This is a genomic window from Streptomyces sp. NPDC058289, from assembly GCF_042880975.1.
In the GTDB taxonomy this organism is placed as follows: Bacteria; Actinomycetota; Actinomycetes; order Streptomycetales; family Streptomycetaceae; genus Streptomyces; species Streptomyces stoeckheimensis.
On the sequence record NZ_JBHVYI010000103.1, the window covers coordinates 1 to 16,077 of the forward strand.

At 70.3% G+C, this 16,077-nt stretch carries 15 protein-coding genes; 14 read left to right on the forward strand and 1 reads right to left on the reverse strand.

The features are described 5' to 3' along the window. Positions 1-140: 140 nt before the first annotated feature. On the reverse strand, positions 141-641 hold the full coding sequence (bldD, locus tag ACFVX6_RS34845; protein WP_069929708.1) for a transcriptional regulator BldD: 501 nt from the start codon (positions 639-641) through the stop codon (positions 141-143). Positions 642-881: 240 nt separating this feature from the next. On the opposite strand from bldD, the gene pyrR reads away from it, so the two are divergent. The 14 genes from pyrR to coaBC all read left to right on the forward strand — a co-directional run bounded on the left by pyrR (position 882) and on the right by coaBC (position 16,033). Continuing rightward, positions 882-1,499, forward strand: coding sequence for a bifunctional pyr operon transcriptional regulator/uracil phosphoribosyltransferase PyrR (gene pyrR, locus ACFVX6_RS34850; protein ID WP_389698380.1), 618 nt, complete (start codon positions 882-884; stop codon positions 1,497-1,499). 151 nt (positions 1,500-1,650) lie between these two features. Further along, positions 1,651-2,640 carry an aspartate carbamoyltransferase catalytic subunit gene (locus tag ACFVX6_RS34855; protein WP_389698382.1) on the forward strand — a complete coding sequence of 330 codons (990 nt, stop codon included), beginning with the start codon at positions 1,651-1,653 and terminating at the stop codon, positions 2,638-2,640. Between the two features lie 2 nt (positions 2,641-2,642). After that, entirely contained in the window at positions 2,643-3,929 is a 1,287-nt protein-coding gene (locus ACFVX6_RS34860) for a dihydroorotase (protein WP_266959200.1), read from the forward strand. Continuing rightward, positions 3,926-4,507, forward strand: a complete 582-nt coding sequence (locus ACFVX6_RS34865; protein WP_389698384.1) for a hypothetical protein — start codon at positions 3,926-3,928, stop codon at positions 4,505-4,507. Before ACFVX6_RS34860 ends, ACFVX6_RS34865 begins: the two co-directional genes overlap by 4 nt. After that, complete coding sequence (carA, locus tag ACFVX6_RS34870; protein WP_389698386.1) at positions 4,504-5,667, forward strand: glutamine-hydrolyzing carbamoyl-phosphate synthase small subunit; 1,164 nt, start codon at positions 4,504-4,506, stop codon at positions 5,665-5,667. Before ACFVX6_RS34865 ends, carA begins: the two co-directional genes overlap by 4 nt. After that, a complete protein-coding gene (carB, locus tag ACFVX6_RS34875) occupies positions 5,660-8,968 on the forward strand; it encodes a carbamoyl-phosphate synthase large subunit (RefSeq protein ID WP_389698388.1) in 3,309 nt (1,102 codons plus the stop codon). The genes carA and carB overlap by 8 nt, the downstream gene beginning before the upstream one ends. 120 nt (positions 8,969-9,088) lie before the next feature. Beyond that, on the forward strand, positions 9,089-10,198 hold the full coding sequence (locus ACFVX6_RS34880; protein WP_250741548.1) for a quinone-dependent dihydroorotate dehydrogenase: 1,110 nt from the start codon (positions 9,089-9,091) through the stop codon (positions 10,196-10,198). Between the two features lie 14 nt (positions 10,199-10,212). Further along, complete coding sequence (pyrF, locus tag ACFVX6_RS34885; protein ID WP_389698412.1) at positions 10,213-11,046, forward strand: orotidine-5'-phosphate decarboxylase; 834 nt, start codon at positions 10,213-10,215, stop codon at positions 11,044-11,046. 260 nt (positions 11,047-11,306) lie between these two features. Beyond that, entirely contained in the window at positions 11,307-12,164 is an 858-nt protein-coding gene (locus ACFVX6_RS34890; protein ID WP_389698390.1) for a dihydroorotate dehydrogenase electron transfer subunit, read from the forward strand. Between the two features lie 71 nt (positions 12,165-12,235). Continuing rightward, positions 12,236-13,171 carry a dihydroorotate dehydrogenase gene (locus tag ACFVX6_RS34895; RefSeq protein ID WP_389698392.1) on the forward strand — a complete coding sequence of 312 codons (936 nt, stop codon included), beginning with the start codon at positions 12,236-12,238 and terminating at the stop codon, positions 13,169-13,171. Between the two features lie 246 nt (positions 13,172-13,417). Beyond that, entirely contained in the window at positions 13,418-13,741 is a 324-nt protein-coding gene (mihF, locus tag ACFVX6_RS34900) for an integration host factor, actinobacterial type (protein ID WP_243334344.1), read from the forward strand. A 61-nt stretch (positions 13,742-13,802) separates the two neighbouring features. Further along, positions 13,803-14,366: a guanylate kinase gene (gene gmk / locus ACFVX6_RS34905; protein WP_243334346.1), complete on the forward strand. Its 564-nt coding sequence runs from the start codon at positions 13,803-13,805 to the stop codon at positions 14,364-14,366. Positions 14,367-14,445: 79 nt separating this feature from the next. After that, a complete protein-coding gene (rpoZ, locus tag ACFVX6_RS34910; protein ID WP_266910431.1) occupies positions 14,446-14,718 on the forward strand; it encodes a DNA-directed RNA polymerase subunit omega in 273 nt (90 codons plus the stop codon). A 100-nt stretch (positions 14,719-14,818) separates the two neighbouring features. Beyond that, complete coding sequence (gene coaBC, locus ACFVX6_RS34915) at positions 14,819-16,033, forward strand: bifunctional phosphopantothenoylcysteine decarboxylase/phosphopantothenate--cysteine ligase CoaBC (protein WP_389698395.1); 1,215 nt, start codon at positions 14,819-14,821, stop codon at positions 16,031-16,033. Positions 16,034-16,077 lie beyond the last annotated feature (44 nt).

Below are 16,077 nucleotides of genomic sequence, written 5' to 3' on the forward strand. Positions count from 1 at the left end.
TTTTTAATACCCCCCCCCCCCCCGTCTTCCCCCCCGTGGGCGCGGGCGGCCCGTGTGCGGCAATCAAAAACCCGGGGGGGGCCGGCTGCCTGTCGGCTCCCGGCACCCACCGGTAAACGTTTCTGCTGAGGCGTGGGGGACTAGATGTCCTCGTGCGCCACCGCACGACGCGCGTCCGCGTCCAGTACGCCCCAGCTGATGAGCTGCTCGGTCAGGACCGAGGGCGACTGGTCGTAGATGACGGCGAGGGTGCGCAGGTCGTCCTGGCGGATCGAGAGCACCTTGCCGTTGTAGTCGCCGCGCTGGCTCTGGATGGTCGCCGCGTAACGCTGCAGCGGGCCGGCCTTCTCTGCGGGAACGTGGGCGAGGCGCTCCAGGTCCAGGCGCAGCTTCGGCGGCGGCTCGGCCGCTCCGCCGGGGGTCGTACCCGGCAGCAGCTCCTGCACCGGAACCCCGTAGAAGTCCGCCAGCTCGGCGAGACGCTGGACGGTCACGGCGCGGTCTCCGCGCTCGTAAGAACCGACCACCACGGCCTTCCACCGGCCCTGGGACTTCTCCTCGACACCGTGGAGGGAAAGGCCCTGCTGGGTGCGGATGGCGCGGAGCTTGGCCCCGAGCTGTTTGGCGTATTCGCTGGACATAACGCTCCCGGACGCTGTGACGACATGACCACGTGCGGCTCCGCCGCGCGGCTGGTAACTCACTGTGAGGTTACGCAGCGTTACTTGGATGCGTCAAGCCGAATGGTCTCCGACGCCCACGTAAGAGGGGTCCTGGTCTGCCCCGATGCCCGGTCGCGGGAATCCCCCTGGTACCGTGGAACAGGTACATCCGACGTCCTTTAAGGTCCGTCCCGTGAGGCGGAGAAGGAGGTCCTTTTCATGGACACTCAGCACTCCCGGCAGTCTCAGTCCCCGCAGTCTCGGAACGCCGGTATCGATACCGATGTCATGCGCCCCGTTCTCGAAGCGCAGGACATCGCCCGTGTTCTGACCCGCATCGCCCACGAAATCGTCGAACGCGCCAAGGGCGCCGACGATGTGGTGCTCCTCGGCATTCCCACCCGTGGCGTGTTCCTCGCCCGCCGGCTGGCCGCCAAGCTCGAAGAGATCACCGGTGTGAAGATCCCGGTCGGCTCCCTCGACATCACCATGTACCGCGACGATCTGCGGATGAAGCCGGCCCGGGCGATCGGCCGCACCGAGATTCCCGGCGACGACATCGACGGCCGCCTGGTCGTCCTCGTCGACGACGTTCTCTTCTCCGGCCGCACCATCCGCGCCGCCCTCGACGCCCTCGGTGACATCGGCCGCCCCCGCGCGGTGCAGCTCGCGGTCCTCGTCGACCGCGGCCACCGCGAGCTGCCGATCCGCGCCGACTACGTCGGCAAGAACCTCCCCACGTCGCTGCGGGAGAACGTCCAGGTCCAGGTCCAGGAGGAGGACGGCCGCGACGCCGTGCTGCTCGGCCAGCGGACCGACCGGGCAGCCGGGCAGTAGCTCCGACCCGACGGCCGGGCCCCTCGGGTCCGCGCCGGAGCCTGCCCTGCCCGCACCCCCAGCCAGCCCGTCTGCCCTCACCACGGCTTTGACCTCACCACGGCTTTGAACTCACCACGGCCTTGACCTCACCGACAAACGGAGCACCCGGATGAAGCGCCACCTCATCTCGGCCGCCGATCTCACGCGCGACGACGCCGTCCTGATCCTCGACACCGCCGAGGAGATGGCTCGTGTCGCGGACCGGCCGATCAAGAAGCTGCCCACCCTGCGCGGCCGCACGATCTGCAACCTGTTCTTCGAGGACTCGACCCGGACCCGGATCTCCTTCGAGGCCGCCGAGAAGCGCCTCTCCGCCGATGTCATCAACTTCGCGGCCAAGGGTTCCAGCGTCTCCAAGGGCGAGTCCCTGAAGGACACCGCCCAGACCCTGGAGGCCATGGGCGTCGACGCGGTCGTCATCCGCCACCACGCCTCCGGCGCCCCTTACCGCCTCGCCACCTCCGGCTGGATCGACGCCCCGGTGATCAACGCCGGCGACGGCACCCACGAGCACCCCACCCAGGCCCTGCTCGACGCCTTCACCATGCGCCGCCGCCTGGTCGGCAAGGACGTCGGGCTCGGCAAGGACCTGAACGGCCGCCGGATCACCATCGTCGGCGACGTCCTGCACAGCCGGGTCGCCCGCTCCAACGTCCACCTGCTGCACACCCTCGGCGCTCAGGTCACCCTGGTGGCCCCGCCCACCCTGGTGCCCGTCGGCGTCGAGGCCTGGCCGTGCGAGATCTCGTACAGCCTGGACGAGGTGCTGCCGAAGTCCGACGCCGTGATGATGCTGCGGGTGCAGCGCGAGCGGATGAACGCCGCCTTCTTCCCGACCGAGCGCGAGTACTCCCGCCGCTACGGCCTGGACGGCGCCCGCATGGCGCGGATGCCCGAGCACGCCATCGTGATGCACCCCGGCCCGATGGTCCGCGGCATGGAGATCACCGCCGAGGTCGCCGACTCCGACCGCTGCACGGTCATCGAGCAGGTCACCAACGGCGTCTCGATCCGGATGGCCGTCCTGTACCTGCTGCTCGGAGGCTCCGAGCCCGCCGTCACCACCACCAGCACGCCCCGCACCGAGGAGAGCAAGTAAAGATGAGCAAGATCCTTATTCGTGGCGCGAAGGTACTCGGTGGCGACGTCCAGGACGTCCTGATCGACGGCGAGACCATCGCCGCCGTGGGCACGGACCTCGACGCCGGCGACGCGACCGTCATCGAAGCCGCGGGCCAGGTCCTCCTTCCCGGCCTCGTCGACCTCCACACCCACCTGCGCGAGCCCGGCCGCGAGGACTCCGAGACCGTCCTCACCGGCACCCGCGCCGCCGCCTCCGGCGGCTACACCGCCGTCTTCGCCATGGCCAACACCTTCCCCGTCGCCGACACCGCCGGCGTCGTCGAGCAGGTGTGGCGCCTGGGCAAGGAGTCCGGCTACTGCGACGTACAGCCCATCGGCGCCGTCACCGTCGGCCTGGAGGGCAAGCAGCTCTCCGAGCTGGGCGCCATGCACGAGTCCGCCGCCCGCGTCACCGTCTTCTCCGACGACGGCAAGTGCGTGGACGACGCGGTGATCATGCGCCGCGCCCTGGAGTACGTGAAGGCCTTCGGCGGCGTCGTCGCCCAGCACGCCCAGGAGCCCCGCCTCACCGAGGGCGCCCAGATGAACGAGGGCATCGTCTCCGCCGAGCTCGGCCTCGGCGGTTGGCCGGCCGTCGCCGAGGAATCGGTGATCGCCCGCGACGTCCTGCTCGCCGAGCACGTCGGCTCCCGCGTCCACATCTGCCACCTCTCCACCGCCGGCTCCGTCGAGATCATCCGCTGGGCCAAGTCCCGCGGCATCGACGTCACCGCCGAGGTCACCCCGCACCACCTGCTCCTCACCGACGAGCTCGTGCGCTCGTACAACCCGGTCTACAAGGTCAACCCGCCGCTGCGCACCGAGGCCGACGTCATGGCCCTGCGCGAGGCGCTGGCCGACGGCACGATCGACATCGTCGCCACCGACCACGCCCCGCACCCGCACGAGGACAAGGACTGCGAGTGGGCCGCCGCCGCCATGGGCATGGTGGGCCTGGAGACCGCGCTCTCCGTCGTCCAGCAGACGATGGTGGAGACCGGACTGCTCGACTGGGCGGGCGTCGCCGAGCGCATGTCCTTCGCCCCGGCGCGCATCGGCAGCCTCCCGAACCACGGACGCCCCGTCTCGGCAGGTGAACCCGCGAACCTGACCTTGGTCGATACCTCGTACCGTGGTGTCGTGGACCCCGCACACTTCGCCTCCCGCAGCCGCAACACGCCTTACGAGGGCCGTGAGCTGCCGGGTCGCGTCACTCACACCTTCCTGCGGGGCCGGGCAACGGTCGTGGACGGGACGCTGGCGTGACACCTGCAGTAATCCAACTGGCCGCCGAGGCGACACGACAGTCGGCGGAGGTGACGGACTGGGGTGCCCGCATCGCGTGGGTGATCGGTCTGCTCGTCTTCATCGCGTTCGTGTACTGGCTGATGCGGCAGGGCTGGAAGTGGCGCGGCACCCTGCAGAGCGATCTGCCGGAGCTGCCCGCCGCCCCCGGCGGTCTCCCCGAGCACCGGCTGGCCCTGACCGGCCGGTACCACGGGTCCACCACCGCCGGGCAGTGGCTCGACCGGATCGTCGCCCACGGACTGGGCGTCCGCAGCCGGGTCGAGCTCGCGCTCACCGACGCGGGCCTCGACGTGGTCCGTCCGGGTGCCACCGACTTCTTCGTACCGGCCGCGCAGCTGCGCGGCGCCCGCCTCGACAAGGGAATCGCGGGCAAGGTACTCACCGAGGGCGGTCTCCTCGTCGTCACATGGGCGCACGGCGACAGGCTGATCGACTCCGGATTCCGCTCCGACCGTGCGGCAGAACACGCCGCCTGGGTCGAAGCGATCAACCTCATGAACCACTCAATCACCACGACGGAAGGCGCCGAACGATGACGACCTCCACCAGGGGAGCAGCCAAAGCTCCCGCCGTACTCGTCCTGGAGGACGGTCGGATCTTCCGCGGCCGCGCCTACGGCGCTGTGGGGGAGACCTTCGGCGAGGCCGTGTTCTCCACCGGCATGACCGGCTACCAGGAGACCCTCACCGACCCGTCGTACCACCGACAGGTCGTCGTGATGACCGCCCCGCACGTGGGCAACACCGGCGTCAACGACGAGGACCCCGAGTCCTCCCGCATCTGGGTCGCCGGGTACGTCGTACGCGACCCCGCCCGCGTCCCCTCCAACTGGCGCTCCGTGCGCTCGCTGGACGAGGAGCTCGTCACGCAGGGCGTCGTCGGGATCTCCGGCATCGACACCCGCGCCCTGACCCGCCACCTGCGCGAGCGCGGCGCCATGCGCGTCGGCATCTTCTCGGGCGAGGCCTGGGAGGGCGTTCGCGACGAGGCGCTGCTGGCCAAGGTCCAGGCCGCCCCGCAGATGAAGGGCGCCGACCTCTCCGCCGAGGTCGCCACCAAGGAGACGTACGTCGTCCCCGCGATCGGTGAGAAGAAGTACACCGTCGCCGCCGTGGACCTCGGCATCAAGGGCATGACCCCGCACCGGATGGCCGAGCGCGGCATCGAGGTGCACGTGCTCCCCGCCACCGCCACCGTGGAAGACGTGTACGCGGTCAACCCCGACGGCGTCTTCTTCTCCAACGGCCCGGGCGACCCGGCCACCGCCGACCACGCTGTCTCCGTCATGCAGGGCGTCCTCGCCCGCAAGACCCCGCTCTTCGGCATCTGCTTCGGCAACCAGATCCTGGGCCGCGCGCTCGGCTTCGGCACCTACAAGCTGAAGTACGGCCACCGCGGCATCAACCAGCCGGTGCAGGACCGCACCACCGGCAAGGTCGAGATCACCGCGCACAACCACGGCTTCGCCGTGGACGCGCCCCTCGACAAGGTGTCCGAGACCCCCTACGGCCGCGCCGAGGTCTCCCACGTATGCCTGAACGACAACGTCGTGGAAGGCCTCCAGCTGCTCGACCAGCCGGCCTTCTCCGTCCAGTACCACCCCGAAGCCGCTGCCGGCCCGCACGACGCCGCGTACCTCTTCGACCGCTTCACGTCTTTGATGAACACCGCCCAGATGGAGGCCGATCGTGCCTAAGCGCACCGATATCCAGTCCGTCCTGGTCATCGGCTCCGGCCCGATCGTCATCGGCCAGGCCGCCGAGTTCGACTACTCCGGGACCCAGGCCTGCCGCATCCTCAAGGCCGAGGGCCTGCGGGTGATCCTGGTGAACTCCAACCCCGCCACGATCATGACCGACCCGGAGATCGCCGACGCCACGTACGTCGAGCCGATCACCCCCGAGTTCGTCGAGAAGATCATCGCGAAGGAGCGCCCCGACGCGCTGCTCCCGACCCTCGGCGGCCAGACCGCACTGAACACCGCCATCTCCATGCACGAGCAGGGTGTGCTGGAGAAGTACGGCGTCGAGCTCATCGGCGCCAACGTCGAGGCGATCAACAAGGGCGAGGACCGCGACCTCTTCAAGGGCGTCGTCGAAGCCGTCCGCGCCAAGATCGGCTACGGCGAGTCCGCCCGCTCGGTCATCTGCCACACGATGGACGACATCATCCAGGGCGTCGACACCCTCGGCGGCTACCCCGTCGTCGTGCGCCCCTCCTTCACCATGGGCGGCGCCGGCTCCGGCTTCGCCCACGACGAGGAAGAGCTGCGCCGCATCGCCGGCCAGGGCCTCATGCTCTCCCCGACCACCGAGGTGCTCCTGGAGGAGTCCATCCTCGGCTGGAAGGAGTACGAGCTGGAGCTGATGCGCGACACCAAGGACAACGTCGTCGTCGTCTGCTCCATCGAGAACTTCGACCCGATGGGCGTCCACACCGGCGACTCCATCACCGTCGCCCCGGCGATGACGCTCACCGACCGCGAGTACCAGCGGCTGCGCGACATCGGCATCGCGATCATCCGCGAGGTCGGCGTCGACACCGGCGGCTGCAACATCCAGTTCGCGATCGACCCGGTCGACGGCCGCGTCATCGTCATCGAGATGAACCCGCGCGTCTCCCGCTCCTCGGCGCTCGCGTCGAAGGCCACCGGCTTCCCGATCGCCAAGATCGCCGCCAAGCTGGCCATCGGCTACACGCTCGACGAGGTCCCCAACGACATCACCGAGAAGACGCCGGCCTCCTTCGAGCCGTCCCTCGACTACGTCGTCGTCAAGGCCCCGCGCTTCGCCTTCGAGAAGTTCCCGCTGGCCGACGCCACCCTCACCACCACCATGAAGTCGGTGGGCGAGGCCATGGCCATCGGCCGCAACTTCACCGAGGCCCTGCAGAAGGCCCTGCGCTCGCTGGAGAAGAAGGGCTCGCAGTTCACCTTCGTCGGCCCCACCGGCGACAAGGAAGAGCTCCTCGCCACCGCGGTCCGCCCGACCGACGGCCGCATCAACACCGTCATGCAGGCCATCCGCGCCGGCGCCACCCAGGAAGAGGTCTTCGAGTACACGAAGATCGACCCCTGGTTCGTCGACCAGCTCTTCCTCATCAAGGAGATCGCGGACGAGCTGGCCGCCGCCGACAAGCTCCACCCCGAGCTGCTCGCCGAGGCCAAGCGCCACGGCTTCTCCGACTCCCAGATCGCCGAGATCCGCGGCCTGCGCGAGGACGTCGTCCGCGAGGTCCGCCACGCCCTGGGCGTCCGCCCGGTCTACAAGACGGTCGACACCTGCGCCGCCGAGTTCGCCGCGAAGACCCCGTACTTCTACTCCTCGTACGACGAGGAGTCCGAGGTCGCCCCGCGCGAGAAGCCCGCGGTCATCATCCTGGGCTCCGGCCCGAACCGCATCGGCCAGGGCATCGAGTTCGACTACTCCTGCGTCCACGCCTCCTTCGCCCTCAGCGACGCCGGCTACGAGACCGTGATGGTCAACTGCAACCCGGAGACCGTCTCCACCGACTACGACACCTCCGACCGCCTGTACTTCGAGCCGCTGACGCTCGAAGACGTGCTGGAGATCGTCCACGCCGAGTCGCTGGCCGGCCCCATCGCCGGTGTCATCGTCCAGCTCGGCGGCCAGACCCCGCTGGGTCTCGCGCAGGCCCTCAAGGACAACGGCGTCCCCGTCGTCGGCACCCCGCCGGAGGCCATCCACGCGGCCGAGGACCGCGGCGCCTTCGGCCAGGTCCTCGCCGAGGCCGGCCTGCCCGCCCCCAAGCACGGCACGGCCACCACCTTCGCCGGCGCCAAGGCCATCGCCGACGAGATCGGCTACCCCGTCCTCGTACGCCCCTCGTACGTGCTCGGCGGCCGCGGCATGGAGATCGTCTACGACGAGGACCGGCTGTCCTCGTACATCGCCGAGTCCACCGAGATCTCGCCGACCCGCCCCGTGCTGGTCGACCGGTTCCTCGACGACGCGATCGAGATCGACGTCGACGCCCTCTACGACGGCACCGAGCTCTACCTCGGCGGCGTCATGGAGCACATCGAGGAAGCCGGCATCCACTCCGGCGACTCGGCCTGCGCCCTGCCCCCGATCACCCTCGGCGGCTACGACATCAAGCGGCTGCGCGCCTCCACCGAGGCCATCGCCAAGGGCGTCGGCGTCCGCGGCCTGATCAACATCCAGTTCGCGATGGCGGGTGACATCCTCTACGTCCTGGAGGCCAACCCGCGCGCCTCCCGGACCGTCCCCTTCACCTCGAAGGCGACCGCCGTCCCGCTCGCGAAGGCCGCCGCCCGCATCTCGCTCGGCACCACCATCGCCGAGCTCCGCGAAGAGGGCATGCTCCCGAAGACCGGCGACGGCGGCACCCTGCCGCTCGACGCGCCGATCTCCGTCAAGGAGGCCGTCATGCCGTGGTCGCGCTTCCGCGACATCCACGGCCGCGGCGTCGACACCGTCCTCGGCCCGGAGATGCGCTCCACCGGCGAGGTCATGGGCATCGACTCCGTCTTCGGCACGGCGTACGCCAAGTCGCAGGCCGGCGCCTACGGCCCGCTGCCCACCAAGGGCCGCGCCTTCATCTCCGTCGCCAACCGCGACAAGCGCACGATGATCTTCCCGGCGCGCGAGCTCGTCGCCCACGGCTTCGAGCTGATGGCCACCTCCGGCACCGCCGAGGTCCTGCGCCGCAACGGCATCAACGCCACCGTCGTGCGCAAGCTCAGCGAGGGCGAGGGCCCGGGCGGCGAGAAGACCATCGTCCAGCTCATCCACGACGGCCAGGTCGACCTGATCGTCAACACCCCGTACGGCACCGGCGGCCGCCTCGACGGCTACGAGATCCGTACGGCCGCCGTGGCACGCGGAGTCCCGTGCCTCACCACGGTCCAGGCGCTCGCCGCGGCCGTCCAGGGCATCGACGCGCTCAACCGCGGCGACGTGGGCGTCCGCTCGCTCCAGGAGCACGCGCAGCGGCTGATCGCCGCCCGCGACTAGGTCCCAGGATCTGACAGCCCGTACGGCCCGTAGAGGGGAGGGGGACACCGTCCAGCGCGATGCGCGACGGTCGTCCCCCTCTTCATGAGCTTCATGAGCGCACAAGGGAACCCCTGCACGATGTACAAACTCTTCTTCGACCTGGTCTTCAAGCGCATGGACCCGGAGCAGGCCCACTACATGGCCTTCCGCTGGATCCGCCTCGCCGCCCGCACCCCGGTCCTGCGCACCTTCGTCGCCGCCTACCTGGCCCCCCGGTACGCGTCCCTGCGCACCGAGGCCCTCGGCCTGCGGATGCACGGCCCCTTCGGGCTCGCGGCCGGCTTCGACAAGAACGCCGTCGCCATCGACGGGATGTCGATGCTCGGCTTCGACCACATCGAGATCGGCACCGTCACCGCCGAGGCCCAGCCCGGCAACCCGAAGAAGCGGCTGTTCCGGCTGGTCCCGGACCGCGCGCTGATCAACCGCATGGGCTTCAACAACGAGGGCTCGGCGGCCGTCGCCGAGCGCCTGGCGGCCCGCGTGCCGGTCTTCAAGACCGTCGTCGGCGTCAACATCGGCAAGACCAAGGTCGTCCCCGAGGAGGAGGCCGTAGCCGACTACGTCGCCTCCACCGAGCGCCTCGCCCGGCACGCGGACTACCTCGTCGTCAACGTCTCCTCCCCGAACACCCCGGGCCTGCGCAACCTCCAGGCCACCGAGTCGCTGCGTCCGCTGCTGAGCGCGGTGCGCGAGGCGGCGGACCGCGTCGTGACCGACCGGCGGGTCCCGCTGCTCGTCAAGATCGCGCCGGACCTCGCCGACGAGGACGTGGACGCCGTCGCCGACCTGGCGCTGGAACTGGGCCTGGACGGCATCATCGCGACGAACACGACGATCGCCCGCGAGGGTCTCGGCCTGAAGTCCGACGCCTCGCTGGTCAAGGAGACCGGCGGCCTGTCCGGCGCTCCCGTCAAGGAGCGCTCGCTGGAGGTCCTGAGGCGGCTGTACGCCCGCGTGGGCGACCGGCTGGTCCTGGTCGGCGTCGGCGGCATCGAGAACGCCGAGGACGCCTGGCAGCGGATCCTGGCCGGCGCGAGCCTGGTCCAGGGCTACAGCGCCTTCATCTACGAGGGCCCCTGCTACGCCCGCGCCATCCACAAGGGCCTGGCCGCGCGCCTGGCCGCCAGCCCGTACGCGACGCTCGCCGAAGCGGTGGGCGCGGAAACCCGAAAGGCCGCCCTGTGACCTCTGCGACTCCTGTGATCCCCTTCGGTACGCGGCTGCGCGAGGCGATGGACACCCGCGGGCCGCTCTGCGTCGGCATCGATCCGCACGCCGCCCTGCTGGCCTCCTGGGGCCTGAACGACGACATCGCGGGCCTGGAGAAGTTCTCCCGCACGGTGGTCGAAGCCCTCGCCGACTCGGTCGCGGTCTTCAAGCCGCAGGCGGCGTTCTTCGAGCGGTTCGGCTCGCGCGGGATCGCGGTGCTCGAGCAGACTGTGGCCGACGCCCGTGCGGCGGGCACGCTGGTCGTCATGGACGCGAAGCGGGGTGACATCGGCTCGACGATGGCCGCGTACGCGGAGACCTTCCTCTCGCCCTCCTCGCCGCTGTTCTCCGACGCGCTGACGGTCTCCCCGTACCTCGGCTACGGCTCGCTGAAGCCGGCCGTCGACCTGGCGCGGGAGTCGGGGGCCGGCCTGTTCGTCCTGGCCCTGACCTCCAACCCGGAGGGTGCGGAGGTCCAGCGGGCGGTGCGGTCGGACGGTCGCTCGATCGGCGCGACGATGCTGGCGCACCTGGCGGCGGAGAACGCGGGGGCCTCCCCGATGGGCTCCTTCGGAGCCGTGGTCGGGGCGACGCTCGGGGACCTGTCCTCCTTCGACCTGGACATCAACGGGCCGCTGCTGGCCCCCGGCATCGGGGCGCAGGGCGCTACCGCGGCGGACCTCCCGGCGGTGTTCGGCGCGGCCGTCCGCAACGTCGTTCCGAACGTGTCGCGGGGCGTGCTGAAGCACGGGCCCGACGCGGCCGCGCTCCGTGCCTCGGCGCACGCCTTCGCGGAGGAGATCCGCGCGGCCGTAGCGGCGTAGCCTGCGGGGCCGCTGCACGGCTCTGAGTCCCCTACCCGCCCTTCGCCCGTTCCCCCGGCCCGCCCCCGGACCCCCGCTCCTGGTTTGCCGCGTAGCGGCAACCTCAGCCTCGCCGGCGTTCGAGGCGCGGGGGTGGTCCGGGGGCGGGCCGGGGCGTAGGGCCCGGAGGGTCGGGGCTTCGGACCAGTGTGGCGCGGGGGGTCCCCGGGCGAGCATGGGGTGGGGGGTTACGCCCCCTATCCCCGATCGGAGCGCCCCGCGTGCCCCCAGTACAGACCGTCGCCGCCATCCGGCGGATCACGCCCGTCGGGGCCTACCACCACCTCGTCCTCGACGCCCCCGGGGTGACGGGAGCCCGCCCGGGCCACTTCGGCGCCCTCGCCATCGGCGGCCGGAATGCGAGCACACTGCTCCGCCGCGCGTTCTCCATCCACCGCGCCGACCCCACCGAAGGCACCGTCGAGTTCGTCTTCGCCGAGGCCGGCCGCGGGACCAGGGCACTGGCCGCGCACCGCCCCGGCGACACCGTGGACCTCATTGCCCCCCTCGGCACGCCCTTCCCGCTCCCCGACGGCCCGGTCGCGGCGGTCCTCGTCGCCGGCGGCTACGGCAGCGCCCCGATGTTCGCCCTCGCCGAGGAGATCCTCGGGCGCGGCGGCCGGGTCGCCTTCGTGCTCGGTGCGGCCACCGAGGACCGACTGTTCGGAGTCGAGCGGGCCGAGGCCCTCGCCGAGCACGTGTACGTGGTGACCGACGACGGTTCGGCCGGACGGCGGGGCCGGGTGACCGACGCGCTCCCCGAGGCCCTCACGGTGACCGGCGCCACCGAGGTCCACTCCTGCGGTCCGATGGGCATGCTCAAGGCCGTCACGGAGATCGCCACCGCCGCCGGAGCCGCCAGCCACACCGCCGTCGAGGAGGCCATGGCCTGCGGGATCGGGATCTGCATGAGCTGCGTCCTGCCCGTCACCGGCCCCGACGGCGTCACGCGATTCCTTCGCTCCTGCACATCCGGCCCCGTTTTCGACGGCGCCACCGTCCGCTGGGACGACGCCGGAACCCTGCCCGACGACCTCGAAGGCGCGGCCGCCATGACCCCGAAGGCGAGCGACCGGTGAACCCCCAGAACCCCCTGCACCCTCTGAACCCCCAGAACCCTCTGCACCCTCTGAACCCCGAAGACGTGGACATGTCCGCACCCCTCGGTGCCCGCGTCACCCTCCCCAACCCCGTCTCCACCGCCTCCGGCTGCGCCGGCTACGGCCGTGAGCTGCACCGGTTCACCCCCCTGCACGAGCTCGGCACCATCACCACCAAGACCGTGATGCCCCAGGTCCGCTCCGGCCGCGCCACTCCCCGGATGGCCGAGACCCCCAGCGGGATGCTGAACTCCATCGGGCTCCAGGGCTCCGGCATCGACCACTTCGTCGAGCACGAGCTGCCCTGGCTGGCCGAGCGCGGGGCACGGGTGCTCGTATCGGTCGCGGGGGAGCGGACGGAGGAGTTCGCCGAGGCGGCGGCCCGGCTGACCGGGCAGCCCGGCGTGGTCGGCATCGAGGCCAACATCTCCTGCCCCAACGTCGCGAACCGCGGTCTCGTCTTCGCCTGCGACGCCGACGCCTCCTTCGGGGTGGTCGAGGCGGTGAAGGCGGCGGCCGACCCCGCCCTGCCCGTCTACGCCAAGCTGACCCCCGACGTGACGCGGATCACCGACATCGCGGCCGCGTGTACGGAGGCGGGCGCCGACGGGCTCTCGATGATCAACACCATCCTCGGGATGGCCATCGACACCGACACCATGCGCCCGGCCCTCGCCGGGGTCACCGGAGGCCTCTCCGGCCCGGCGATCCGGCCCGTCGCCGTCCGCTGCGTCTTCCAGGTGTACGGGGCCATGCTGGCCGGCGCCGTCCGGCGGGTCCCCATCCTCGGGATGGGCGGGATCGCCTCAGGCCGGGACGCGCTCGAATTCGTCCTCGCCGGCGCTTCGGGCGTGGCGGTCGGGACCGCCCTGTTCAACGATCCGTCCGCGCCCCTGAGGATCCGCGACGAGCTGCGCGCGGCACTCGCCGTACGCGGGATCGGGGCGTTCGAGGACGCCGTCGGACGGTCTCATCGCACTCTCTGACGAAATTCGAACGTCTTTCACCGGACAAATCCGGGGTGGTTTGTCCGTGATGTACGGTTCAGTGGAGGCTGACCAGGACTTTTCGTCCGTTCTCGCTGACTGGAGCGGTCATGGCCGCTAGTCTCCGAGCAGAGCGAACGAGCGGCGATCGAGCACCACCGCTGTTCGGGGGCTCGCCCTGGTGTGATGCCTTCCGGCATTCCACTGGTCCGTATCCGACAGTTCGACATCCGAGGTGACGTAGGCGTGGCTCTTCCGCCCCTTACCCCTGAACAGCGCGCAGCAGCGCTCGAAAAGGCCGCCGCGGCTCGCCGGGAGCGGGCCGAGGTGAAGAATCGACTCAAGCACTCCGGCGCCTCCCTGCACGACGTCATCAAGCTGGGGCAGGAGAACGACGTCATCGGCAAGATGAAGGTTTCCGCTCTCCTGGAGTCCCTGCCTGGCGTCGGCAAGGTGCGCGCCAAGCAGCTCATGGAGCGCCTCGGCATCTCCGAGTCCCGGCGTGTCCGAGGTCTCGGTTCCAACCAGATCGCCTCTCTGGAGCGCGAGTTCGGCGGTAACGCCGCCTAAGGCGTCGTCCGAAGTTCTCCCGGCGTTCTCAGGCAGTCCCGAGAAGCTGGATAATCGCTCTATGGCAGCAGAGGTTCGTCCGCGGCTGACCGTGCTCTCCGGCCCTTCGGGGGTCGGCAAGAGCACGGTCGTCGCGCATATGCGCAAGGTTCACCCCGAGGTCTGGCTCTCGGTGTCGGCCACCACCCGCAAGCCGCGGCCCGGTGAGCGACACGGAGTCCACTACTTCTTCGTCAACGACGACGAGTTCGACAAGCTGATCGCCAATGGCGAGCTGCTGGAGTGGGCCGAATTCGCGGGCAACCGCTACGGCACACCGCGCGGCGCAGTGCTGGAACGCCTGGAGAACGGCGAGCCGGTCCTGCTGGAGATCGATCTCCAGGGCGCACGGCTCGTACGCGAGTCCATGTCCGAGGCACAGCTGGTCTTCCTGGCTCCTCCGAGCTGGGACGAGCTGGTCCGCCGGCTCACCGGCCGGGGCACCGAAACCGCGGAGGTCGTCGAGCGCAGGCTCGGTGCCGCCAAGATCGAACTGGCTGCCGAATCCGAGTTCGACACCACCCTGGTCAACACCTCGGTCGAGGACGTCGCACGCGAGCTGCTAGCCTTGATGAATGTCGTCTGATCGTTGACCGGTGTTCAACCGGTCCGGACGGTCCACATTCGGCATTTCTAGGTCTTACCCCATCTTCGGAAGGTAGAGCGTGTCCTCTTCCATTACTGCGCCCGAGGGCATCATCAACCCGCCGATCGACGAGCTGCTCGAGGCCACGGACTCGAAGTACAGCCTCGTGATCTACGCGGCCAAGCGCGCGCGTCAGATCAACGCGTACTACTCGCAGCTCGGTGAGGGCCTGCTCGAGTACGTCGGCCCGCTGGTGGACACCCACGTCCACGAGAAGCCGCTTTCGATCGCGCTGCGCGAGATCAACGCGGGTCTGCTGACCTCCGAGGCCATCGAGGCCCCGCCTCAGTAAGGCACGAGTTTTCCTTTCACCACAGGCCCGGCAGAACATCTGCCGGGCCTGTGGTGTGTCATAGGTGTCATAGCGGTCATCAGCCGAAGGGGCGTGTGTGGTGGGTAAGCCGAAGGTCGTGCTCGGAGTCAGCGGCGGGATCGCCGCTTACAAGGCGTGCGAGCTGCTGCGCCGACTGACCGAGTCCGGGCACGACGTACGCGTGGTGCCGACGGCGGCGTCGCTGAACTTCGTCGGGGAGGCCACCTGGGCCGCCCTCTCGGGGAACCCGGCCTCCACCGAGGTCTGGGAGAGCGTCCACGAGGTGCCGCACGTGCGCATCGGGCAGTCCGCCGACCTCGTGGTCGTCGCCCCGGCCACCGCCGACATGCTCGCCAAGGCCGCCCACGGGCTGGCCGACGACCTGCTCACCAACACCCTGCTCACCGCACGCTGCCCGGTGGTGTTCGCACCTGCGATGCACACCGAGATGTGGGAGCACCCGGCCACCCAGGAGAACGTGGCCACGCTGCGCCGCCGCGGCGCCGTGGTCATCGAGCCGGCGGTCGGCCGGCTCACCGGCAAGGACACCGGCAAGGGGCGGCTGCCCGACCCCGAGGAGATCTTCGAGGTGTGCACCAGGGTCCTGGCCCGCGGGGTGGCCGAGCCCGACCTCGTCGGCCGGCACGTGGTGATCAGCGCGGGCGGTACGCGGGAGCCCCTGGACCCGGTCCGCTTCCTCGGCAACCGCTCCTCCGGCAAGCAGGGCTACGCCCTCGCCCGTACCGCCGTGGCCCGCGGGGCCCGGGTCACCCTGGTCTCCGCCAACACCGCGCTCGCCGACCCCGCCGGGGTGGACCTCGTACGGGTCGGGACGGCCCTACAGATGCGCGAGGCGGTGCTCAAGGCCGCCGCGGACGCCGACGCGGTGGTGATGGCCGCGGCCGTGGCCGATTTCCGGCCGGCCGAGTACGCGGGCGGAAAGATCAAGAAGAAGGACGGGCAGGAGCCGGCACCGGTCACCCTCGTACGTAATCCGGACATTCTCGCGGAGATTTCCGCCGACCGGGCCCGTGAGGGCCAGATCGTCGTGGGTTTCGCCGCCGAGACCGACGACGTACTGGCCAACGGGCGGAGCAAGCTCCTCCGCAAGGGGTGTGACCTTCTCGTCGTCAATGAGGTGGGTGAGGCGAAGACCTTCGGTTCCGAGGAGAACGAGGCGGTCATCCTGTCCTCCGACGGAAACGAGCTCGCCGTCCCCTACGGTCCGAAGGAATCGCTCGCGGACGTGATTTGGGATCAGGTCGCACCGCGACTCGCTGTGCGACGCGCCTGAGCGGAGGCCCTTTCCGCGGGCTGATCCTTGGGTAAGAATGGAGT